The sequence below is a fragment of the Flavobacterium frigidimaris genome, from assembly GCF_002217275.1.
GTDB classification, from domain to species: Bacteria; Bacteroidota; Bacteroidia; order Flavobacteriales; family Flavobacteriaceae; genus Flavobacterium; species Flavobacterium aquidurense.
In genome coordinates this window covers 23,967-49,916 of the sequence record NZ_MUGV01000034.1, presented here as the reverse complement: position 1 = coordinate 49,916, position 25,950 = coordinate 23,967, and the positions used below count along the sequence as shown (strand labels likewise).

The window sequence follows — 25,950 nt, the reverse complement described above, 5'->3', positions numbered from 1 at the left end:
GGGAAGTATATTTTAAATATTTTTTTGTCTGTTTATCAAGGCAGATTTTGGTAATAAATGCTGTTTTTTCTGGTCAGGAGTTGCTTTTTTGCTAAGTAATTTATAAAAGTGTCCTTCTGCATTTTCAAAATTATTTCATCTTAGCAACATTTCTGCTCTGAGTTAGATTATTGAAATAATTTGTTCAGTGGCAATTATCCTTTCTATGTAAAGCCTTTTTGTAATAATTCCTTCTTTTTCAGGAGTTCTTTCTCCAATCAATCTTTTAGGTCTTCGTTCTGAATCTTACGATTTTATAAATGTTATTCAAAATAGCTCTTAACGTGGGCCATTCTTAGATAGGATTATTGTGTGAATACTTGTATTAATTGACAAGACGAGAGTTAAAATGATTTGTTTTGAATCATTTTGATTTGTTTTGAATAGTCAATTTACTGGTTTTAAAGATAATTTTGACCTCTAATTTTAATTAAAAAATGATTTATAATTGACCAAACTGCTGGTTTAACTTAATTACAAGAAATGCCAGTATAGCTAACTATCTAACCAACCAACCATTCAATGAAAAACAAACTATCTTTTAAGATAAGGGTCTTTCTTTTCCAAAAGATTCCTGTTAGAAATGCCGTATACTTATTTTTGATATTGAGTGTACAGTCATCCTATGCGCAACAATGGAGCATAATTGGCAATGAGGGTAATCTATCAAGTATAGCTACATATTATACATCCATAACTGTGGTCGGCGACGTTCCATATATTGCCTATGTCGAAGGAAATGCTACTGGTGGAGTATCAAGAGTTAAAAAAAGAAATATTGATGGAACCTGGTCACAAGTTGGAACAAATAATCCCTTTGGCTCAACTCAAGTTACTTACCCTAGAATATTTAACGACAAGACTGGTAAAGTTTATATTGGCGCAGTAGATAAAACAGGCGGTCTACTATCGGTTGCTGTTTTAGGAGCCAATGATGAATGGATAAGATCAAGTGTTTCAACAAATTCTGTTGCTTATACAGGTCCGTCTGAAACACGATTTGATATTTCTTTTGACAGTAATAATATACCTTACATTGCTTATTCTGAGCGTGTCGGCACGACATCTGGTTATCCGTGGGTAAAAAGATTAGTTAATGGTATTTGGGAAACAGTAGGCCAGGGAGCTGTTCAACAAACGGACCTTTACGCATCAGCAGTTGATGTTGGCCTTGATTCCGATAACGTACCATATTTGGTTTACATAAGTCAGGTCTATAACGCTACGAGTCCTTCACCTGTAAGAGTTTATCGTTACAGTAGTGCAAACTGGGAAAGTATAACTCCGCCAAGTCCCGTAGTATCTTCCTCAACACTTACTGCCCGGTACAGTAGCATTACAATGGATAGTGAAAATAATCCAATTGTATGCTATTTTAATTCTTCGAACAGTAATAAATCTACTACTATTCGTTATAATAAAACGACAGCACTTTGGGATTCTCCAACAGTTTTAAGTACGCGAGACGCCAGTAATCTTTATTTGATTAATGATAGCGCTGGAAATTTATATAATATTTTTACGGATGCATTAATTGGCAACGGTTTATCGAGTACTGTCAGAGTATTTAAGAAAGCTAATGGTAGTGGTACTTTTAATGAGTTGGAAAACATACCAACAACCTCACCTTCTGGTGTTGGTATTGATGCTACGGGTGAAAATTCTACTGTGGCCAGAACAACAAAAATTGCGACGCTTTCAATTGCTGTAGGGAATGACACTTCAAAGCCCTATATAATTTATACCAAAACTAATTCAACTGGCGTAGTAACACCAATTGTACAATTTTTTTCCCGATTAGTTTCAACCAAACCAGTAACTAATATTAATTATACCTCTGCTACAACAGGAGGAGAAGTTGCCTCTGATGGATTATCCACTATTATAGAGCGCGGAATTGTTTACAGTACTGGTGCTAACCCGACAATTACTGCTAATAAAGTTATTGATGTATCTACAGGACCGGGTTCGTTTACGACCATAATAAGTGGACTTTTATCCGATACAGGGTACAATGTCAGAGCATATAGCATTAACAGTAATAATGTTGTAAGCTATGGAAATAATGAAACTTTCAGTACTCCTATATCGGATCCTACTAACGTAAGGATAATCGATAATGGAACTACAGTTGTAATGAACAACGGAATTGTTAAGGCTACTATCAATAAAACTAATGGATCTGTTACCAGTCTTATTTATAATGGACTTGAAATGATTCAGGGAGGTTATGGGGGAGGATTAATATATTGGAGCTGGAATATGCCTGCGTATCAAAACCCTGAAGGCTGTACTTATTCTCTCGTTACAGATCCAGGCGTTAATAATTTTAATTCTGCAGAAATTAAACTGCACATGTCGTGGAATGGCAATTCGGCCACAGCTGCTATGGATGTAGATGTATATTATTCGCTCCAGCGAAATGTTTCAGGATTATATGCTGCCGCAGTTCTTTCACATCCTGCTGCTTATCCTGCGCTTGCTGGTGGCGAGTGGAGAATGGCAAGTTATCCAAATCCTAGATTGGATTGGCTAAGTGTCGATGCCTTACGAAATAAAATTATGCCAAGTAAATTCGATGTTGATAATGCTGTGGCAGTGACGGGAGCACCACCAGAAGTTACACGTTTGACCACAGGAATTTACAAAGATAAATATGAATGTAAATACGACTACAGTGCTGACTTGGGAAAAATAGATACTTGGGGATGGAGTAGTACAGTAGACAATGTAGGATTATATGTAACTGCACCAAGTAAAGAATACTATTCAGGCGGACCGGAACATACAGAATTAATGTGTCACGCTAATCCTGTTATGTTAAATATGTTGGGAGGAACTCATTTTGGTTATGGTCAGGAAACCGCAGTAGCAGCAGGAGAGGAATGGCAAAAAAATTATGGACCATTTCTACTTTATTGTAATAAAGTAGCTGCTGGCACTACAAATGCACAGATGGTTTTGTGGCAAGATGCCAAAACACAAGCCAAAATTGAACAAACAGCATGGCCTTATGAATGGCATAATAATCCAGCTTATATTAAACAAAATGGACGCGGTACCGTTATTGGTAAGCTGACTATTAACGATTCTGGAAATCCTTCGGCATCAGCTGCTAATACTTGGGTTGGGCTGGGAATACCTCCTGCCGGGAGTAATGACAATACTCAATTTCAACGTTGGAGTAAAAATTATCAATTTTGGGTTAAGACTGATTCAAATGGTAATTTTACTATTCCAGATGTAATACCTGGTACGTATACTCTTTTCGCTTATGGCCCTGGAGCCAGAGGACAACTTACAATACCAAATTATGCCACAGTTACAGCGGGTCAAAACACTACATTGGGTACCGTAAATTGGGAGCCAACAAGGGTCGCTAAAACGGTATGGGAACTTGGTATACCCGATAGAGATACAAAAGAATTTAAACACGGAAGTGATTGGTGGACGAGTAATACTAGTCCTGATTTACGTTGGGGTATTTTTCTTAATTATCCGGATGAGTTTCCAAATGATGTGAATTTTACAATAGGAGAAAGCAATATTTCCACTGATTGGAATTTTGTACAATATTGGGATAAGACCATAAGGGCTTCATCGCCAGCATGGAATATTAATTTCAATCTAGATAATAATCCAACAAGTGGATCGATTGCATCTGTATACGTAGCTCTTGCTGAAATGAAAGGGGCAAATCTTATTTTAAATGTAAATGGAACAAATGTAACTAATCCATTGACAGGTGTATATTTTGCGGAGAATTCTAATGCAATGATTCGAAAAGGAACTCATGGTACATTTAACGATACTCGATTTAATTTTCCGGCTGAACTTCTTAAAAAAGGAGCTAATCAAATCACTTTTACAATAAGAGTGGGAGGTAGCGCGACGTTGGGGAATGTAATGTTTGACTATGTGAGATTAGAAGCAAATTTGGAAAAACATTTATCCGTTGAATCTTTTAAAAATTCTCAGTTAGTAAAAGTATTTCCAAATCCTACAAACAATATTGTAAATGTTACTGTTCCGGATAATATTACTCTCGAAAAAATAATAGTATACAATAATTTAGGACAGTTGGTAACTACAGAATTTAAAAATATTGTTTCGCTAGAAAAGTTTAATAGTGGTTGTTATCATTTTTTAATAGTTACATCACAAGGTAATTATTTTAAAACAGTCCTTAAAATATAATTAATCAATTAAAAACGCTCTAATGCAATATTGTTTTAGAGGGAATACCAATAATTAAAATAGATGAACAAGCAATTTTTATTTACTGTCGTTTATAGCTTTATAGCTTTTTACAGTACTTCTACTTTGGCTCAAGCTGAAAAAACTTCGATTAATCAAATTAGAAACGAATTTAATAATCCATCTGATATCGCACGTACAAAACTTTGGTGGTTTCATGGTGAAACAGAAACAACACGAGAAGGAATTACTGCCGATTTAGAGGCATTTAAGCGTGAAGGTGTTGGTGGGGTTGTATATTATGATCAAGTGCATGGAAATGGAAAAAATGCATTATTGTCATTTTCGCCGGCGTGGTGGGAGATGTTTCGTTTTGCAGCTGCCGAAGCAAAACGTTTAGGATTAACATTTGAAACTCATCTATCAGATGGTTATGTTTCAGGGGGACCATGGATAACAGAGGACCTAAGTATGCAACGCCTTGACGCAACTGATACATTGGTCAATGGAGGAAAGCTTTTTAATGGCAAACTTCCTGCTCCACAGCGTAAAAATAAATCAGGAATTGTACGTGATGTAGCCGTTATGGCCTTTCCCGTTCCAGAAGGAAATTGGGAAACAAGTTTAAATCAGTTACCAAAGGTATCTAGCAATGTTGAACAACTGAATACAAAAGAGCTTGTTTTTTCAACGACTAATAAACTAACTAATATTCCTGTACAAAAGGGCGGGTCTTCTGTTTATATTAATTTAGAATTCAAGAAATTTTTTACGGCACGAAGTATTACTTACCGAGTTCGCGCAAAAGGTAAATCAAGAACAGGCGCGATGAATATGCCAGGGCCAACATCTGAAAATTTTTATGGTTATGGTTATGTAAAACAACCGGATTTCGGTCAGATGGAAGTTTCTGAAGATGGTGTAAAATATACGAAGGTTTGCGATTTAAAACCAATTTACGAATCGCCAACTTGGAATCAAAAAACTATTTCTTTTCCAGCAGTAAAAGGAAAATATTTCCGACTTAACCTTCACGATTGGTCAAATCCTAAAGATGTTGGAGAAGATTTGCCGTTAGGAAATGTAATTATCTCATCACAGGCGAAAACTGACCAATGGGAAGAAAAGGCGGCATTAAATTCTGAATACGTTGAGAAAAATAACACTCCGTTGTATTCTAAGTCAGCAGTTATTGATCCAAAAAAAATAGTGGATTTGACAACTAAAATGAAGGACGGGCAACTGGAGTGGAATGTACCAGCTGGAAAATGGGTGATTATGCGATTTGTTCGTGTACCTATTGGAGTGTCTACCAAACATGGACGGGCCAATTTTAAAGGCTTGGAGAGTGATAAACTCTCGGCAAAAGCAACAACAGTTCAATGGAATAGCTATTTTAAAGTTATGCAGGATTCCTTAAAAAAAGTAGGAATTCCATTAACAGGTTTGCATATGGATAGCCATGAAGCGGGTTCTCAAAACTGGACAGAAGGTTTTGAAAATAAGTTTAAACAACTTCGAGGATATGATATTCACAAATACCTGCCTGCATTGCTAGGATATATAGTGGGGTCGAAAGAGGAAACTAGCGGATTTCTGTATGATATGAGACTAACACTATCAGATCTTGTATCTGATGAATATTTTGGAACGTTGGATAGTTTATGCAGAAAGGCCGGAGTAGTTTTTACTGCACAAGCAGTTGGAAACGGACTTACCATGGTGGCAGATAATTTTAAAGCAAAAGGACGCGTAGAGAAACCGCAGGGCGAGTTTTGGGCATATCAGACCCATGGAAGTTATGACGTAAAGGAAACTTCTTCAGCTGCACATATTTACGGAAAACCAATTGCCTCGGCAGAGGCCTTTACCGATTTGAAATTTAGTCAATCGTTAGCGGATGCAAAGAATGTAGCGGATTATGCTTATGCTTTTGGTGCTCAGGAATTTGTTGTTTGTGCCTCAGCATATCAACCTTGGTTAGACAAAATCCCAGGAAGCACTGGTGGAGGGCGGCAATACGTATTAAACAGAAATAATACATATTGGAATTATAGCAAACCATTTTGGGATTATCAGGCAAGATGTGCTGCATTGATGCGAAATGGTATTTCAGTGGCTGATTTGTGTATTTATTTGGGAGAAAATGCCCCGGTAAAACTTTTAGCTAACCGTTTACCACAAATTCCGGAAGGATATGATTTCGATGTCTGTACTAAAGATGCCTTAATTACAAGAATGTCTGCCAAGGACGGCCGAATTGTTCTTCCCGATGGAGTGAATTATCAGATTTTGATACTTCCTGATAATGGAGATATTTCGCTGGAAGCATTGCGTCAAATTGCCAAAATGGTAAAGGACGGTGTTCCAGTTTATGGAGCACGTCCGCTTAGTTCAGGTTCATTAAACGATGCAGTGTTTGCAAACGAATACCAGACATTGGTAAGTCAATTATGGGATAAAACACAAACAGGTACTAAAATATTCGGTAAAGGAAGAGTGTATTGGGGAATGACCCTTGCAGAAGTATTGTCAAAACAAAATATTAAACCGGATGCTGGTTTCAAAAGCGGAAATATCGTTACCGATAAACTCTACTTTGCACATCGCAGTTTAGGAGAAGGCATTGATATTTATTTTTTAAACAATCATAGTAAAAATGTTTTTAAGGATTCGATTCGTTTACGTACAAATGTCTCAAATGCTGAATATTGGGATCCAACAACAGGCAAACAATATTCTCTTCCTGTTGCAGCATCTGGCAAAGACGGACTATTGGTAGATGTTGTTCTTCAGTCGAATGAATCTGGATTTATTGTTACTACTGATGGTAGTTCATCAGCACTTCCACTAAGATGGAATGGTGTTGAGGAAAAAGTAACGGAGATTGAAGGAGATTGGAAAGTTTTTTTTGATCCAAATAAGGGAGGACCAGGTGAAGTCATTTTTAGTGAGCTAACAGACTGGAGCAAAAATATAGATGACCGTATTAAATACTATTCTGGCACAGCAATTTATAAAAAATATATTCAATTTGACAAACTAGAATCGAGTGAACAGGTATTACTACGTTTTCCTGAATTAGGAGCTATAGCACGTGTCATCGTTAATGGAAAGACTGTGTCTACTGTTTGGTGCAGTCCGTGGGAAGCAGATATAACTTCTTATATCCAGAATGGTAAAAACACCCTTGAGATCGAGGTAGTAAACTCGTTGACCAATCGAATGGTAGGGGATTCGTCATTACCTCAATCCAAACGTTTTACATATGCTTTCCCAGAGGTAGCAAATCCAAATACTTCGTTAGTATCATCTGGTATTATTAACCAAGTTTTGCTTGTAAAGCGATTAAAATAAGTAACACAAATATTCAATAGAACATTTAAATCAAATTATATATAATGAAGAATAGGAGAATTTGGACCACTATTATTGCATTTTTTTGCACAATATTTCTATTTGCACAGAGCAGTAATGAACAGGTTAGGGTAAACCAATTATTTAATTTTGGCTGGAAATTCAAGGCAGGTGAGATCACAAATGCACAGGATATGACTTTCAATGATGATGATTGGCGGAAGTTGGATTTACCGCATGATTTTCAATTTGAACAGCCCTGGGATCAAACAGCAAATAAGGGGCGAGGATTTAAAGCTTTGGGTGTAGGATGGTATCGTAAAACTTTTAAAGTGGATTCAAAATGGGCCGGGAAGCAAATAATTATTGATTTTGAAGGAATTATGCTTTCTGGAGAAGTTTGGGTTAACGGAAAGAAAATAGGAGGAACAAGTTATGGCTATCTTGGTTTTGAAGCAAACATAACAGATGTTATAAAATACGATACCGACAATGTAGTTGCTGTTCGGGCTACTACTGAGGGCGGTTCACGTTGGTACACAGGTGGAGGATTGTTTCGTGATGTGCATTTGATCGCAAAAGATATGGTTTCTATAGCCCGCCATGGTGTTTTTATTTCCACCCCAAAAATTTCCGATCAGCAGGCTGAAGTTAATGTGCAAGTAGAAGTGGCAGGAATTAAAAATAAAGAATATGAACTGGAAATAAATACAAAAATATTCTCGCCTGAAGGAAAACAAGTAGCTGAAACAAAAACAATGGCTCCAAAAAAGTCAAATCTTGTTGAAGTAGAAGTTAAGTTGCCACAGGTTACTGTTTCTAATCCACAACTATGGTCATGCGAAAGTCCTAATCTGTATTCTGCGGAAGTTGTATTAATGTTAAACGGGAAAGTCATTGATAAAATTACCAAAAAGTTTGGTATCCGTAGCATTGAATTCTCGAAAGATTTTGGTCTTAAATTAAATGGTAAAAAGGTCTTCCTTAAAGGCGTAGCTAACCATGATGACTTGGGAGCTGTTGGTGTTGCTGCTTATAGTACGTCAATTGCACGAATGATGGATCAACTGAAAGCTTTTGGTTTTAACCATATAAGAACTTCACACAATCCCTATTCAGAATCATTTTTTGATCTTGCAGATGAGAAGGGTATTTTGATCGTAGATGAATTATATGATAAATGGGGAAGTACAGTCGCATGGGCAGGAAGTGCCCCATGGAATGATATATGGTATGACAATATAAAAGAATGGATCAAACGCGACCGAAATCATCCTTCTGTTATCATGTGGAGTTTTGGAAACGAATTACAGTTCCAGGAAGAGCGTTGGAATTTTTCAACAACTGACTGGGGTGTAACTACCTATCGACTAATGGATGTAGTGGCTAAACGTTACGATCCTACCCGTAAAACTACAGTTGCCATGTACCCAGCTCGTGCCGGTGGTATTATTAGAGCAAACCCTGATTTCCGAATTAAGGAAAACATCATTCCTCCAGAATTAGCTACTGTTACTGAAATCGCGAGTTTTAATTACACTTGGGAGGATTACCAAGAATATTTAAAACATGCTCCCAATATGATAGTTTATCAAAGTGAAGCGGTAACTAATGAGCTTGCTGCACCTTTTTTTGGAATGGATAGAGAAAAAATGGTTGGACTAGCTTATTGGGGAGCCATCGAGTATTGGGGAGAATCACAAGGTTGGCCGAGAAAAGGCTGGAATTATTCTTTTTTCAATCATGCCATGGAACCTTTTCCACAAGCTTGGTTAACTAAAAGTATATTCAAGGACGAACCTCTAGTTTATATTGGTGTAGTTGATAATGAAGGAGATGTAAAGATGTGGAACGATCAGGTAGTGGGCCAAAAGGTAATTTCTGCACATTGGAACAGGCAGTCAGGAAAAAAATATAATCTCTATACGTATACTAATGCTGATGAGGTTGAACTTCTGGTAAATGGAAAATCTTTTGGTGTGCAACAAAACAGTACCGATGTTAGAAAGCGCAATACGATATACTGGAAGGATATTCCTTTTAGTGCAGGTAATATAACGGCTATCGCAAGAACTGGCGGAAAAGAAGTAGCGCGCCATGAATTAGAAACAACTGGAAAAGCTGTAGCATTAAAAATAGAAACAGAAAACGATAGTTGGAAAGGGGACGGAATGGATCTTCAATATTTGAAAGTATATGCTGTTGATAGCAAAGGTCGTAAAGTACCAACAGCTGAAGGAGAAATAACTTTCAATATTAACGGAGTGGCAAATATAATTGCGGTAGATAACGGCAATCATTTAAGCAATGATTTATTTGCAGGTAATAAAAAAGCCCTATATAATGGGTTTGCCATGGCCATTTTAAGATCAGAACAAAAAGCAGGAACAGTAAAAGTGAAAGTTACTGCAACAGGATTGAAAGAGGCTAACAAAACTTTAACTGTAAAGTAAAATTGTGATGATAATATTTCAACTCAATTAATAATAATATGATTTACAATACAATACTAACTAACCAAATTTAACTTTATGAAAAACAAATTTATTTTTTTGCTCATTATTGCTGTTTTTGCATTATTCAATGCAACAGGCTATGCGCAGAACAAAACAATTAAAGGAGTAATTACAGATGCGTCCGGATTACCAATTCCAGGAGCAAACGTACTTATTAAAGGAACTAAGACAGGCACTAGTTCTGATTTTGACGGCAATTTTTCTATTAGTGCCACTTCTGGTCAAATTTTAGTAATTTCTTCTACAGGATCAAAAACAGTTGAGACCGCTATAACTAGCGCAGCCGTTATTAAAGTGGTTCTTGTAGATGATGTATCAGAGCTAAATGAAGTTGTTGTTGTGGGATATGGTACGCAGAAGAAATCTGACGTAACAGGAGCAGTCGTGAGTGTAAGTGCTGAGCAATTAATGACCAGACCAGTTAATAATGCGCTGGAAGCATTGCAAGGCAAAGCAGCAGGGGTTGACATAACAATTAGTGAGCGTCCGGGATCTGTTGGAGTTGTTCGTATTCGTGGTAATAGGTCATTATCGGCAGGAAATTCGCCACTTTATGTTGTAGACGGTGTGCCTTTAATGTCAGGTTCTTCTATTGAAACAATCAATCCTCGTGATATTGAAAGTATGGATATTCTTAAAGATGCTTCAGCAACTGCTATTTATGGTTCTCGAGGAGCAAATGGGGTTATTATAGTGACAACAAAACAAGGAAAAGCAGGTCAGTTTACTTTAAATTATGCGGGAACACTGACTACTTCTCAGCTTGTTGATCGTTCTCCATCAATGAATGCTGCCGATTTTATAAAGTTCAGACGTACTGCTGCTTATAATCTTAATCCTAATACTTACGCAAATCCGAATGCGCCAACTTATGAAAATGATAAATTGATTTTTGACAGTGCTTTAGACGGCCAGACATCAAGAGATAATGTTTTGAAAGGATGGGCAAATGGAACATATGATGCCTCAAAGGTAACAAATACTGATTGGACAGACTTTGTAACACAAGCCGGAATCAGTAAAGAACATGTTATTAGCGCCAGTGGAGGTTCGGAGAAAGTAAATACTTATGGTTCACTAGGATACTTGGATAATGAAGGAACTCAAAAAGGACAATGGTACAAGCGTTATACAGCTAAGATTACTTCAAATATTAATCCCGTGGAATGGTTCAAGATCAATGCGTCTTTAAATGTTTCGTGGAGTGACCAGGATTATGGAATGTCAACTTTAGGAGGACGTAGTAATGGAAGTTCTAATGCAATTTACGGAGCTGCGAAATCAATTTATAATATTGCAGTGCCTTATTATGAAAATGGCAAGGAAGTTATTAATCCAGGAGGTGAGTCCAGTATCTATACTATTATGAATGAATGGGAAAAAAGTACACAGCAGACACAAACACTGCGAGCTTTGGGTAATTTTTCTGCTACTGTTGATTTTGGTAAAATATGGAAACCTGCAGAAGGACTGAGCTATAAAATTAATTTTGGACCGGATTTTCGCCATTGGAGAGAAGGGGCATTTATTGACGGAACATCATCAATTAAAATCAATTCTGACGGAAGTGCAGGAGCAAATTATGCACGTCTTAAAAATCGTCGAGATATTTCATGGACTGTAGATAATATAATAACATATGACCGAACATTTGCAGCAAAACATAAAGTAGGTTTAACTTTGCTTCAGACTGCATCAGCATGGAATATTGAAGAGTCTGCAATGAGTGCAAACAACATACCAAAACCATCATCATTATGGAATGCAATGGGAAGTGTGGATATTACAAATGCAGCTAATGGCGCAGCCATGAGCTCTTCTATTACTGAGCGTCAGCTAAGTTCTTATATGATTCGTGCTAATTATGGATTTGACAATCGTTATTTATTGACAATTTCCGGACGTTGGGATGGAGCATCACAATTGGCAGAAGGTTACAAATGGGATTTTTTCCCATCAGCAGCATTGGCTTGGCGTATCAAAAATGAAACGTTTTTAAAAGATGTTAATTGGCTTGAAAATCTAAAGCTTCGTATAGGTTTTGGAACTACAGGTAATTCATCAGTTGATCCTTATCAAACGAAAGGAAATATTACATCTTTTTATCTTCCATTTAACGGAATGGGTAATCAAATCGGATATACTACAAATGAACCTTATTACACAAAAGATCAGCTGACGATGGCAAATCCTGAACTTGGATGGGAAAAAACGACGCAATATAACCTTGGAATAGATTTTAGTTTCTTTAAAAACAGGTTTAGTGGTTCTATTGATACTTATAGATCATTTACAAGTGATTTACTAATGGAAGTGAAAATTCCAACACTGACTGGGTTTCCTTCTACGACCGCAAATATTGGAAAAACGAGCAATAAAGGGATAGAAGTTACGCTAAATTTCATACCAATTGAGACTGCTGGCGGTTTTACATGGGAATCTAATTTAAATGGTGCGTGGCAAAAAGATCAAATAGATGAGTTAGCTTATGGTAAAAATGATATGATTGACAACGCGTGGTTTATAGGTAATTCATTAACTGTTCGTTACGGTTACGATAATCAGGGAATGTGGCAAAATACACCTGAGGACCTTGCTGAGATGGCGAAATGGAATGCAAATGGTTACAAATTTACGCCAGGTAATGTTCATCCTAAAGATCAAAATGGAGATTATAAAATGGATGCAAAGGATCGTGTAGTTTTAGGAAATAGTAGTCCACATTGGACGATGGGATGGAATAACAACTTCAGTTATAAAGGTATTGAAGTTGGATTCAATTTGTATGGGCGAATGGGCTATATGTCTGCATTAGGAGGAGAAGCTTTGACGGCTCATTCGAATCAACGTGAAGTAAATTACTGGACTCCTGAGAACCCAAACGCAGAATTCCAAAAACCAATTCTCGGACAGGCTACTTCAGGTTCAGCCGACCAATTCTCAAGTCTTCTAGGCTTTCAAAAAGCATCATTTGTGAAAATTCGTAATATTTCGTTAGGGTATAATTTTGATAAAGACTACGCAAACAAATTAGGGTTAGCTAACATGAAACTCTATGTGCAAGCAGTAAATCCCGGCAGTATCTATCAATCATTAGATTGGTATGATTTTGATGCTAATTCAACCTATTTCAACCGTAGCTTCGTTATGGGAGTTGAAGTTGGATTTTAGTAATTATTTTTCTTAAACGAATTAATGAAATAAAATTTAAAAATATAAAAATGAATAAAATAAAAAATATCGGAATCGGCCTATTTGCCATTTTGGCTTTAGCATTTTCGTCTTGCTCGAAAGACTTTCTTGATGAAGAGTTGACCACTCAATATTCGACTCAATATTTCGAAACATCTGAAGGCCTCCAGGCTTTGACAGTTTCACTATATGGGAATATTAGATGGCATTTTGGTTCAGAGTGGTCTTATGGAACTACACTTTATGGTACTGACGAATTCACCAATGCGAATGATCTTACTAATGAAATGTGGAATACGTATGATAATCGTTTAGGACCTGCCGGAGCAACAATAGCAACTGGAGCGGCTAATGCAAATGCTACGTTACCATCAGATTTGTGGGATGAAATGTATTATGGTATTGCATCTTGTAACACGATAATAGCAAATGCGGATAAGATAGATGATCTTAAAATTCGTAATCGTTGTTTGGCGCATGCTTATTTTTTGAGGGGTTTTAATTACTATAAACTTACTGCTCAATATGGAGGAGTTCCTCTTCAAACAAAACCTGCCGTTGGCGTTGTTCGTAATTTTACACGTGCTACGGATGAACAGGCTTGGGAGCAGAGTATATCTGACTTACGTAACGCATATAAACTTTTTGAAGGGGAAGTATACACTTATGGAAAAGGAATTACCTGGACTAAGGCAACAGCAGCGCACTTTTTAGCTAAAGCTTTGTTGTTTCGTGTTTCAGAGCGTAACGATGCATGGAATAGTAAATATAAAGAGACAGATCTTCAAGAAGCTATCGATGCCTGTAGTTACGCAATTACAGCTCGCGGGGCATTAACTAATAATTATAGCGACCTGTATGCAAACTGGACCGGTATTGACTGTCCAAATGAACAGCTTAATGAAATATTGATGGCAGCAGGACATAATGGTGATCCAACAACTGTAGGTCGTTTCGGAAATCGTACATATAACTATTTTACACCTCAATTTTCTAGTTTTTCTGGAGGTTGGGTAAAGCGAGGAGTATGGATTGGCGGTATGGATTTCCAGCGTTGTCGTCCAACTGAATATTCTTATGCTGTTTATGATCACATTAATGATGCAAGAATGTGGAAGACTTTTAAAACGGTTTATGGCGCGAACACTGTGGTAACTGCCAGTGCAGGTGTCAAAATTGGAGACCCTGCAATTGTAATGATTCTAAATACGCAGAATGACAATACTTATGATAATGCTAAATTTGGAGCTACCATTCAAAATCCGACATGGAAAGATCAGGCTGGTCGTTTACCGGAATGGACTACAGGAAAAAGACAAACTGCAACAGCTGGTGCCCTAACGGCTGTCAAAGGGCAATTTGTACCTAATTCTTTAGTTTTGTATCAAAAGGGAACCTATGTTGCTCCAACATTTAAAAATCAACCTATTTGTAATTTCTTTGCCGGAATTAATAAGACAGATGATGGTTCAAGAACCGCTGAAAAAGCGGATGCACATCGCGATGTGATTATAGCACGTCTTGCTGAAACTTATCTTGTACGAGCAGAATGTTATGTTCGATTACAAAAATACGGTCTGGCAATGCAAGATATAAATGTTGTCAGAGCCAGAGCGCAATGGAAAAACGGAGAAAATAGATCATTTTACAGTGACGGTTCTCAGGCGTTTAAAAATAATGCATTAAATACTGGAACCGCAGCAACAAACTATACGGCTTCAAATTTAGATATGAACACATATTATTTGTCAAATCCAACTGTGCCTGTTACGACGGCAGCATCAGATTTGAGATTAACATCTTTTCCAGCGAGTTTGCCTAGTGAAGATGAGGCTATTCTTAGCAAAATTGGAGCAGCAAGTGAATATGATCGTGCGTTAAATTTTATTCTTAATGAATATACACGTGAATTACTAGGTGAATGGCAACGTTGGGAAACACTTTCTCGTACTGGAACATTAATCAAACGTGCAAAAGCGTTCAATGCCGAAGCAACCAATATAACAGCGCATAAACATGAACTCCGTCCAATTCCACAATCATTTATTGATGGATTGCTAAATGATGATGGTTCAAATTTGTCAGATTCACAAAAAGCACAATGGCAGAATCCTGGCTATTAATATTGATATAATTTTTATTTTCTAATATGACACGAATTTGAAAAGGTATTAGATTATATAAAAACTTTTACTTACTAAAAAAATGTTACCTGAGTTTTATTAATTAGTTTTTAACTGGCTGTGGAAATTAGAATCTGCAGCCAGTTTTTTTATTTGTAAAATTGAAATTAATTATAGAATTGGAAATGGTAGCATCAGTTTTTATCAGAATGTTGGTGCCGAATTCAGAATACTTTCGTAAAACATAATTTCTGATTTATAGGATAATTAAGGGTATTTTTTTATTATATATAAAAATAGCAACAATTTTTTGATGTTAAATCATAAATAAGAATATAGTCCATTTAAATAGTAAAATATTCTATTAGTGGAGCTGAAAAATTAACCTTCATTTGTATTCATCAATACAATCAATTATTGGAAAGGCTATTCATTATATACCATTTCTATTTGTTGTATGCTGTGCAGAATAAATTAACTAAGTAACCAAAAAACCAATTTAAATATGACAAACGCAAAAACAATTAATAAAGAGAAAATTAAATATTTTCCTGCTGTTTTATCACATGATTTTCTTAACCATTAAATATTATATTTATGAGAATTAATAACATATTTATGACAATGCAAGGCAAGATGCTATTGTTGTTTTTATTTTTGAGTATTAATATTTTTGCTGGAGAAGCCCGCACAGATTGTCAGACTGTACTTAAAGGAAAGGTTACTTCAAGTAGTGATGGTTTAGTTGATATCGGGACTTAAGATGAAATTTTGTGGCGCAACTTTGAACTTTGAAAATGCGCCACGAATGCGCCACAAAGTTTTTGTTCGATTTTATAAATATTGAAAAGCGGTATAAAAGAAAAAACCCTGCAAATCGTTTGATTTGCAGGGTTTACCGCTCTTTTTGGCCTTTTTTGAAAACTTTGAAAAGTCTCTTTTTTAGCCTTCAGCGGAGAAAGAGGCTCCGCAAACCTTACTTTAATCCCAATAATGATGGGCTTTCACAGACTATTTAAGAACAAGGTCACCTATAGGGTCACTCTAAAAAAATTAATTATTAGTAAAGATAACGTATTATACTAATAACTTCTATATTATTGTAATGATATTAGACTGTCAGTCCTCAATTATAGTTCTTTTTAGGTGCAATAGCATAATGTATTTCATATGAATTTTTATTTCCAAATTTTTAGTAATAGTATGAAATAAATAAAACTCATACAGAAAATCAATACGCACATTTCAAATGCATTTTCGGGAAATGTAGGTGATTGAAGGATATAGGCATAGCAGCCAATTACAAGTAAAACAGGAATGCCAAAAGTTAAGATCAATTTTGAAATTCTTGAAGGTTTTACAACTGCTTCTTTTTCGTCAGAAGAAAGTGCTTTCTTTTTTATAAATTCTAACGGGACATCAATATGTTCAAATAAAGCATTCAATGTATATCTTCTCGGCATAACGATTGCGTTTTCTATTCGCTGAACGGCACGAATAGTTATACCTGAGAGTTCAGCGAGTTCCTTTTGTGTCAATTTTCTTTTTAATCTTTCACGCTTTACCATCCCAGCAATATCCTGCTTATTATAAGCTGCAAAATCTATAAATTCTTTAACGGCATTTGACGACATTTGAGATGACATTTTAATTGTAACTGATAAATCGAGGTTAAAATTAATAGTTTTGAAGAAAAAAAGCTATAATTATGAAAGCAAGATTACCAAAACTAAAACAGCTCCTGATTTTTGCATGCTTAATCGCTTTGTCACTTTTTCTAAGTGGTTTAGTAGACAGCCAATTGTTTTCATTTTTACCTTTAGGATGTATATTAGTTATTCTTGCAAATTGGATGATGTTCAAATCGGAAGGTTTATCCCTCAATTATCTTGGAATAGATAAAAGCCATAAGCCGGTGAATAAAATTCTGATGGGTTTTCTTTTAGGAATTTGTTTTGTTTTTTTTAACCTCTGCATTCAGGTTATTATTAAAGGTGGAAACTTTCAAATACACTATTCTCCAAATATAAAAGCTTTATCGATTGCATTGGTAACTGTGCTTCCTACTGTGATTGTACAGCAGTTTTACATCATGGGTTACGGGTTTTATAAAGCTAAACAAATTGGCGGGAGTATCTTTGCAGTCTTATTAACATCTATTGTTTTCATGAGTATGCATGATATCTCGGGTAATATGTGGAATTTCCCTTTTCAATTATCAAATTATTTTTTTGCAATACTCATCTTTTCCAATGCACTTAATCGATCTGGAAGCATATTACTGCCCATAGGCCTGCATTGGGGAAACAATTTTTCAAATTCCTATTTGATTACACAAAATGAAATGAAAACTTCATTTATTTTTTTAGCAGACCAAAATGACTACATCAAGGACTATTATCAGTATTTTGGCCTTTTGATATTGGGTATTGCTGTACCATTGATAATTATTGTAGCTGTTAGAATCCTTTTTAAGGATAAGAGCCAATATATATAGTATTAGTTATAAATGGGAATAGTTTTCGGTATTCCTCAATTTTGCACAAAAACAGAGTACTAATTTTTTATAGAGCAGTATCATTCCGAACCCATGTTTTAAACCCAATGAAGAAATTAATGTTTTTCTAAAAGTTTCGAACCTAAGCTTGTCAAACCTTTGTTTTGCTGGAATTTTAGTTTTATAAATTACATTGCGCCATGATTATGCCACAAAACTTTTAAATACTAAAATTTTAGGCCTGTGTTATAAAATTGTTTTGATTATGTTTCTAATAGTAATTCTTTAAATTGTATCTTACTTGTACCTCAAATACATTTTATTCTACTCAATACTGTACAGTTAATTTCTGTAAATGTAATTAGCAAAATATTTTAAAGTATTTTTTTTGTTTATGCGTTTTCTTGTTTTAACGCCAAAGATTTTGTTTTCTATGTCCACTTTAAGGTATGAACTCCAAAAATTCTGCTGTCCTGTTTTTTTAATTTAAATTTTTGAAATATAAAATCCAAAAAAAACTTTAAACTATATTAGTTCTATAGAATTTATGTATATATTTGTTTCACAGAAAAATTCTGAATGATACTTATCCAGAAAGACTGAGGGAGTAGGCCCATTGACGTCTTAGCAACCTGTTACCGAATAAGGTGCTAAATCCTTCCGCTGTAGCGGACAGATAAGAAAGATTTGCTTAAATCTGAATAAGGTCATCATTGTTGAAATTATTTATTTTTTAAAATGAAAACCAAACTGCATTTTTTACACGACAGTAACGAACTTTTGAATTCAATCTTCGAAGAATATAGTCTTGCAGGTTTCCGAATGCGAAAGCATTAATTCTCTCTCTCATTTCTTTTTAAATACCATCTACCGAAAGCCTTTTTCAATGGCCTAAAGGAATTCTTTTGCCCAATATTAAACTAAAATAAAAAATCACATGATCAACTTAAAATCAAAATAAAATGAAAAAAATACTATTAGGTTTTGCTTTATTTCTTGGAGTTTCACAAACTCAGGCGCAAGAAAGTAATTTACAGTTAAAAGGAACTGTTACAGATACAGTTGCGCAATATGTGTATTTGCAAAAATTCCACAATAAAATGTTTACGACAATCGATTCGGTAAAAGTAAAAGATGGAAATTTTAGTTTTAAAACTAAAGTTAAAACACCCGAATTATACGGATTAAGTGTAAACACAGAAGAGTCTCCATTGTATATTTTCCTTGAAAAAACGTCAATTACAGTAAAATTAAGTCCAAAGAAATATTATACAAGTTCTATAGTTGAAGGCTCTGAATCTCAGAATTTATTCGAAGCCTATAAAAAATCAAAAGATGTAGAAATCAGTAAATTCATTACTGAAAACCCTAAATCTATAGTTTCGGCTTATGTATTGTACAGAAACTGGTCGTATAGATTAACGCCGGAACAAATAACTCAAAACATTGCATTGCTCGATAAAAATCTGCAAAGCACCACTTACGTAAAAGAACTAAAAGAGCTGGTTACTGTTTTGGACGGATTAGCGGTTGGTAAAAAAGCCCCTGATTTCACAGCTAATGATCCGCAGGGTAAACCAGTACGTCTTTCTGAAAATTTAAAAGGTTATACTCTAGTTGATTTTTGGGCTTCTTGGTGCGGACCTTGCCGAAGAGAAAATCCAAATATCGTTGCGGCTTATAAAGAGTATCACGACAAAGGTTTTAACATCATAGGCGTTTCTTTGGATAAAAAGAAAGAAAATTGGATTAAAGGAATTCAGGATGATAATTTGACTTGGTTACATGTTTCTGATTTACTTTTCTGGAACAGCGCCATTGCCAAATTATATGGAGTAAGAGCCATTCCGGGGAATTATTTAGTCGATTCAAAAGGAATAATCGTAGCGAAAAATCTTCACGGAGAAGAATTGCAAACTACACTTAAATCGCTATTAGGGCAGGCAAATTAATAGTATGAGAATAATCAGCTGCTCTAAACTTTTTAATTCTTCGAAAAATTAAAACAACAATAAATTTAGTTATTAAAATGATAAAGGAAATGAATGCTATTGAGACAACAAAACCAATAGAATTGGAGTGTTACTTCTCTAAATTTAGAGAAAATACAGTAGGAGTAGATCACCGCTTTAAATCGGTTTATGGAAAGCAAAACCTGCTTTATGCAGATTGGGTTGCCAGCGGAAGATTATACGCACCAATTGAAGATATTATGCTCAATAAAATTGGACCAATGATTGCCAATACGCATTCACTTTCTAGTCAGACAGGAAAGACTTCAACTTATGCTTATCAATATGCGAGAGATATAATTAAAAAGTCAGTAAACGCAAATGATTCTGATGTTTTAGTAACAACCGGAACCGGAATGACGGCTGCTTTGTCAAAATTACATCGCATTATGCGTTTACGAAAAGATGATGAAAACGATACACCAGTTGTTTTTATTACACATATGGAGCATCATTCCAATCAGGTTTCGTGGTATGAAACAAATGCTGATGTTGTGATTTTACCACCAGATGAAAATAATTTAGTGGATCCCAATATTCTTTCCGAAGAAATTAAAAAATATGCTGACAGAAGCTTAAAGATAGGCTCATTTACAGCTTGTTCAAATGTTACAGGAATTATTACGCCTTATCATGAATTGGCCAAAATCATGCATCAAAACGGCGGACTTTGTTTTGTTGATTTTGCAGCTTCGGCACCGTATGTCAAAATCGATATGCACCCAAAAGATTCGGAACAGCAATTAGATGCCATTTTCTTTTCTCCTCACAAATTCTTAGGCGGCCCGGGAACTTGCGGCGTTTTGGTTTTTAATGAAAAATTATACAAAGCAGATTTTCCCGATAATCCGGGCGGTGGAAATGTAAGATGGACAAATCCGTTAGGCAGATATTGTTATAGCGAGGTCATAGAAGTTAGAGAAGATGGCGGAACACCAGGCTTTCTACAAGTAATAAGAGCTGCTTTAGCTTTAGAATTAAAAGACAAGATGGGAGTTTCAAACATCAAAAACAGAGAAAAAGAACTGCTTGCTCTTTGTTTTTCAAGACTTCAAAAAGTAAAAGGTTTGTCAATTTTAGGAGATTTAAAAACGGAAAGAATCGGCTGTGTTTCTTTTGTAATTGAAGATATTCACTATAATTTAATCGTAAGGCTTTTAAATGACCGTTTCGGGATTCAGGTTCGCGGCGGCTAGTCATGTGCAAGTACTTATGCGCATTATTTATTTAATATAAACGAAAAGAAATCAGCAATAATTACAAACGAACTTTTAGAGAAAAATCAAATAAATAAACCGGGCTGGGTACGTTTATCACTGCATCCGATTATGACTAATAATGAACTGAATTTTGTTTGCGATGCAATTGAACAAGTGTCTTTACATTATAAAAAATGGCAGAAAGATTACGAATATAATTCAATAACAAATGAATTTGAAAATGCTGAAATTAAAGAAACTATAGCCGAAGAAGTAAATGAATGGTTTAAGTTGGATTAAATGTTTAAATAGGGTTAAACCTGAAAGGTTATGAATTTATTATTTAAGAGATTCAATAATTTTTTGTCTATGTGTAATTCCCCATTTTACTAAATTTCCCGCTAACGCGAGTATCAAGTTCGTGAACGTAACAAATTAGACTTTCAATGAAATTAAAAAACAAAAAAACTTCAGATTTCTCTGAAGCTTTTGTTTTAGTAGCCCTAACGGGACAATTTCCGAACCATTTTGTGGATGATTTAAAGAAAATAAATATCATTCCGTATTAAATTCGGGGGTTAAACTGTCCTAGAATTTCTATTCTAATGTCCCAGATGAAAGAGCTAGTTTGTATGCATTTTTTGAAGATTAGATTTGTAGTCTTTCGGAGTTTTTTACTTTTGTTTTGTAGATCAGTTCAATTTCAGATACATTTCTGCGCTGTTAAGTAGATTTATTATTTTTATTTTAAAAAAAATATTATTCCGCTGATTGTGAATTTCCTATCCATTTATTAACTGTTGCCTCATATGGTATTGTACTCGAAGCCAACCAACTTTCAATATATTTTGGATTATGACTGTTGGGTGTTGGATGAACATCATCAATTCTAACTTGAATTGGAGCTCGAACACAATCACCTGTGATAATTGCATGTTGTTGTGGAATAACGGGTAGTTGTTCTAAAATATCTGCATTAGCACTAGAAACGAGTCCTCTTATATATTTTTGATCTTCTGGATTTTGTAAGCGATGAATGATAAATGAATTACATTGTGATAAAACTGTTTTTGATAATTCTGAAGGTCTTTGACTACTTACGATTAATGAAATACCATACTTTCTACCTTCACGTGCGATTCTTTCAAATATTGTTTTTGCAACAGAATATTTGTTTTCAGCAATATAGTTTTGAGCTTCTTCTAATATGATTACTATCGGAAATTTACCCCTATCACTTGGAACAAAATAGGAAACAAATTCTAGAATAATTCGGCCTAATAGTGCTGTTATAGTTTCTAAAACTTCAAAAGGCAATTGAGAAACATCTATGATATTTATTTGATGTGTTCTTTTCAAATCAAAAAAACCTGTCGAATCATTATATTTTTTCACAAAATGGTTTTCAGTTTCAGATGAAAAGACCTTATTATAATCCCCTAAAAGGAAAGCTAAAAACTGAGGCAATACATTTTTATTTATTTCTTCTGTATTTTTTAGCATCAAAGGAATAGCCATTCTTTTATCATTTAAAAAGCTATTCATCCTTAATCGCAAAGTTGAAATAAATTCATTCAATCTTGTATTTCCTGAGCCTTCATTTTTAATTGCAGCATCTAAAAATTTATTACAAAGTTGTTGGTAATTAAAATAGATAGGTAGATCGATATTATGTGAACTTGTAATTTGAATGTCGACTGCTAGTGTAAGTAATTTATTTAACCGATTATAAATAGATTCTCTAATTGGAGTCTGTAATCCCGCATTATTAAAATTTACTTCTCCTCCCAAATGAGAAAGCAAAGTAGCCAATTCATCATCAAATGGGCGTATAGCTTCTGCAATATTCAAAATTTCATTATTAGCTTTCCATCTCCAATTTCCTCCCGCATCCCATGTCCTTTTTTTAAGTTCTTCAGTTGAACAAGATAAAATGCTTTCCACATCGGCTTTTAAATAAATTGGTAAAATTGAAATATTTAAACTCTCCTCATTATTTTTTGCTAAACCAATTGCACTATTTAATAAAGGAGCTTGTGTGGCATCACTCGGATTTAGTAATGCTCTAAAGTCAGACCAATTCATTAGCCAATAGGGAACTTGAACTTTATCTTCGCCACCATAATAATTCGCGTTTATTAACTCTAATTCCTTTTGGGTCTTATCATCTAAAGTGGTCAAAACTTCTTGCTCTGGCAAAAATGCATCTTTATATTCACCATTTGTATCGAAAATTACAAAATGTGCATTATTAAGATTACTTCCTTTATAATCGTATCTGAACAAATTCCTCAAAATTGAAGTCAATGTGCACGACTTACCCGAACCAGTATTTCCTAAAATTGCTGCATGTTTTACAAAAAACTGGTCTGGTGAAATTTTTACTTTATAATTAGAAAATGCAGGTGAGGTTCCTACTGGTAAATAAAAATCTTTGTCCCATTTTATTTGAGCTACATCAAGTTTATCATCAAAAATATGAAGCAAATCTTTTTCAGTTACATACCATACCGGGTTATCTAATGTTGGGAAATTATAGACTCCTTGGACAAATTTCTCATTACTATCATTATTTGCAATAGTCCCCAACATAGTAGCTGATATATATCTTGAAGAAGTGGGTAATGAAATAGAGGTAGAATTTTTTCCGAATTCAACTTCTTCTTTCATAGTTACCCTTGTAATTAAAGCCACCACGCGATCTGCTCCCACAGGAATTATTAGATAAGAATTAATTCTAGCTACTTCATATATATCTAAAACACCACTTTTATATGTTCCTCTTAAATCATCTTCAATTTTTATAAAAACCCTAAAATTATCTACAGATAAAACCCTTCCAATCAATCTATTATCGCTACTCATTAGAAATTAGTTTTGTTTAGTTTCGCTATCTTCATCAAATTTTACTTCTTCTTCGCTATTTGATGGATAAAGTTTTTGTAATGTTTCTGCTACATAAGAAAGTTCTTCTTCTTCGTACAAATCAGGCATTATTTTGTCAACAAAACTTATAAAAGTTGACTGGTTGGGATCTTCTTGATCTAAAATGATAATTCGTTTATCACCTAAAGCTCTTAATCTTTCAATTTCAGAATCTTGATCTATAGAAGGGGAAAAATTTGCTATGATTAAAGTAAATGATGGAATTGACAATGCCTGCTTAATGATATCATTTATATGTTCATCATAAAATGAATAACCAACACAAATCAATACAGACTGTGGTTGGTTAATTGCATGAGAAAACTGTCTAAACAATTCAGAGTAAGGTAAATCTAACGTAAATGATTTTTTACTAACACATGGATAAATCATTATTTCATTGTTTTCATCAGGGGTAAAATTTCCATTCAAAGGAATTTCTTTAATACCATAAGTATTTGAAATAGATGGAGGAGAAGATACCCATGATAATGAACCATGCATTTTATAATAACGTAAAACCTTTTCAGCTCTGTGTACTTTTCCTATTACACTTTGACCGGGATAGTACAAGTCGTAATCGTATACTTCTGGACGAAAGCATCTATTATGTACCCCCATAAAGCCATTTACATAATGCACCCCTAAATTATCTAAAGCATAATCAAATGCCATATCATAATTAGTAGTAAAAAGATTGACTCTTTTTAAATGTACTGGTCTTTGTAATAACTTTTTAACTAAAACTTCGTGATAATGATATCTATTATTAAGTAATTTAGAGTCTGATTTATAATTACTATTAATGGTAGTTTTATTGGTATCACATTGCTCAAATAACCATTTTTGCATTTTTACCATTGATGCGTTAATAGCTGTAATATCCTGACCTCTCATTTCATGTAAATAGCGATCTGCTTGTAAACAATTAAATAAATCTTCAAATGAAGGATCAGCACCCTCCCCAAAATAATTAGCTATTTCTGTTAGACATGCGCTTTTTAATTCTTGAGGAATAGTTCTAATAACTGGTGCACCTAAATGAAAACTTGAACCAGCACCAAATAAAATACTTACATTCTCCAGCTCAAGATATTTTTTAATTCTTAATTTGATATTTTCAATATTGTTTGCGATCATTTTTTGGTTAGTTTAGTTTTAATTCTCTCTAGAAAATATTTCGGCTAGGGATTCCCCTGCTGGCGCGAGCGTCCCACTCGTGAACGCAACGAATCTTGCCAAAGATAGTTAAAACAAAAAAAAGCTCCAGATTTCTCTGAAGCTTTTTGTCTTAGTAGCGGGAACGGGATTCGAACCTTATTAATTATTGGGACTTTACTATAAAATTTTAAGTATTAAATCTTGAGTAAAATAAATCAAAATCGATTTACCATTGTACTTCTTTACGATATATCTTACCTGTATCTCGAATTCCTTTTACTTTGGTCATAGCTGGAAATTTAATTTCTGAAGGTGTAATTAGCAAAATATTTTAAATCTAATTTTGTTTTTGAAAGCTTGCAGAAATATTTCTAAAAAAACGCCTTAGCTTTTTGTGGCAAAAAAGGTATTCACTCCAGCCGGAAAGTGCACCGATTCTGCACCTTTAATTTTGTGAGGATTTATAAATATTGAAAACAGGCCTAAAATAAAAAAAACCTGCAAATCGTTGAATTTGCAGGTCTTCAGACATTTTTTGTGGCTTTTTGAAAAGATTGAAAACTTTAAGTTTTCCTCCTTTTAGGCCTTTCCGTGGGGAGAGCAGGATTCGAACCCTAAGCCCGGAACCCTCTTATTTACTGCATTTTTACTTTTCTTAAACATGTGTTGCCACGATTTTGCCACGAAAATGAAACTGTTAATTTTACGTGTGTAATATTTTGATTTTCAGTC

General features: G+C 34.7%; 12 protein-coding genes, 1 pseudogene and 1 riboswitch. Of the genes and pseudogenes, 10 read left to right on the top strand and 3 right to left on the bottom strand.

Annotated elements, in window-relative coordinates; translation table 11 throughout:
- The first annotated feature begins 561 nt into the window (after positions 1 to 561).
- The 6 genes from B0A65_RS18190 to B0A65_RS23325 all read left to right on the top strand — a co-directional run bounded on the left by B0A65_RS18190 (position 562) and on the right by B0A65_RS23325 (position 16,186).
- Positions 562 to 4,236, top strand: a complete 3,675-nt coding sequence (locus B0A65_RS18190) for a polysaccharide lyase family protein (protein ID WP_083370537.1) — start codon at positions 562 to 564, stop codon at positions 4,234 to 4,236.
- A 63-nt stretch (positions 4,237 to 4,299) separates the two neighbouring features.
- Positions 4,300 to 7,593 (top strand): glycosyl hydrolase, encoded by a 3,294-nt coding sequence (locus B0A65_RS18185; RefSeq protein ID WP_074663874.1) that lies wholly within the window; start codon positions 4,300 to 4,302, stop codon positions 7,591 to 7,593.
- A 44-nt stretch (positions 7,594 to 7,637) separates the two neighbouring features.
- On the top strand, positions 7,638 to 10,046 hold the full coding sequence (locus tag B0A65_RS18180; RefSeq protein WP_074663872.1) for a glycoside hydrolase family 2 TIM barrel-domain containing protein: 2,409 nt from the start codon (positions 7,638 to 7,640) through the stop codon (positions 10,044 to 10,046).
- 78 nt (positions 10,047 to 10,124) lie between these two features.
- On the top strand, positions 10,125 to 13,280 hold the full coding sequence (locus B0A65_RS18175; RefSeq protein WP_074663869.1) for a SusC/RagA family TonB-linked outer membrane protein: 3,156 nt from the start codon (positions 10,125 to 10,127) through the stop codon (positions 13,278 to 13,280).
- Between the two features lie 50 nt (positions 13,281 to 13,330).
- Positions 13,331 to 15,424: a RagB/SusD family nutrient uptake outer membrane protein gene (locus tag B0A65_RS18170; protein ID WP_207556455.1), complete on the top strand. Its 2,094-nt coding sequence runs from the start codon at positions 13,331 to 13,333 to the stop codon at positions 15,422 to 15,424.
- 618 nt (positions 15,425 to 16,042) lie between these two features.
- The gene (locus B0A65_RS23325; protein ID WP_207556454.1) at positions 16,043 to 16,186 is read left to right on the top strand and encodes a hypothetical protein; all 144 of its coding nucleotides are present in this window, start codon (positions 16,043 to 16,045) and stop codon (positions 16,184 to 16,186) included.
- Positions 16,187 to 16,602: 416 nt separating this feature from the next.
- Here the strand turns inward: B0A65_RS23325 and B0A65_RS18165 are convergent, their stop codons facing one another.
- Positions 16,603 to 17,058, bottom strand: a complete 456-nt coding sequence (locus tag B0A65_RS18165; RefSeq protein WP_207556453.1) for a helix-turn-helix domain-containing protein — start codon at positions 17,056 to 17,058, stop codon at positions 16,603 to 16,605.
- A gap of 74 nt (positions 17,059 to 17,132) precedes the next feature.
- On the opposite strand from B0A65_RS18165, the gene B0A65_RS18160 reads away from it, so the two are divergent.
- From B0A65_RS18160 to B0A65_RS23625, 4 genes and pseudogenes are all read left to right on the top strand, one after another.
- Positions 17,133 to 17,921 carry a CPBP family intramembrane glutamic endopeptidase gene (locus B0A65_RS18160; RefSeq protein ID WP_074663864.1) on the top strand — a complete coding sequence of 263 codons (789 nt, stop codon included), beginning with the start codon at positions 17,133 to 17,135 and terminating at the stop codon, positions 17,919 to 17,921.
- A 583-nt stretch (positions 17,922 to 18,504) separates the two neighbouring features.
- A riboswitch (SAM riboswitch) is annotated at positions 18,505 to 18,604 on the top strand.
- 279 nt (positions 18,605 to 18,883) lie between these two features.
- Positions 18,884 to 19,873 (top strand): TlpA disulfide reductase family protein, encoded by a 990-nt coding sequence (locus B0A65_RS18155; protein WP_074663862.1) that lies wholly within the window; start codon positions 18,884 to 18,886, stop codon positions 19,871 to 19,873.
- Between the two features lie 77 nt (positions 19,874 to 19,950).
- Positions 19,951 to 21,432, top strand: a pseudogene (locus B0A65_RS18150) (aminotransferase class V-fold PLP-dependent enzyme).
- A gap of 146 nt (positions 21,433 to 21,578) precedes the next feature.
- Positions 21,579 to 21,701, top strand: coding sequence for a hypothetical protein (locus B0A65_RS23625; RefSeq protein ID WP_262490036.1), 123 nt, complete (start codon positions 21,579 to 21,581; stop codon positions 21,699 to 21,701).
- Positions 21,702 to 21,891: 190 nt separating this feature from the next.
- Here B0A65_RS23625 and B0A65_RS18145 read toward each other — a convergent pair whose 3' ends face one another.
- A complete protein-coding gene (locus B0A65_RS18145) occupies positions 21,892 to 23,997 on the bottom strand; it encodes an ATP-binding protein (protein WP_074663859.1) in 2,106 nt (701 codons plus the stop codon).
- A gap of 6 nt (positions 23,998 to 24,003) precedes the next feature.
- Positions 24,004 to 25,197 (bottom strand): SIR2 family protein, encoded by a 1,194-nt coding sequence (locus tag B0A65_RS18140; RefSeq protein WP_074663856.1) that lies wholly within the window; start codon positions 25,195 to 25,197, stop codon positions 24,004 to 24,006.
- Positions 25,198 to 25,950: the final 753 nt, after the last annotated feature.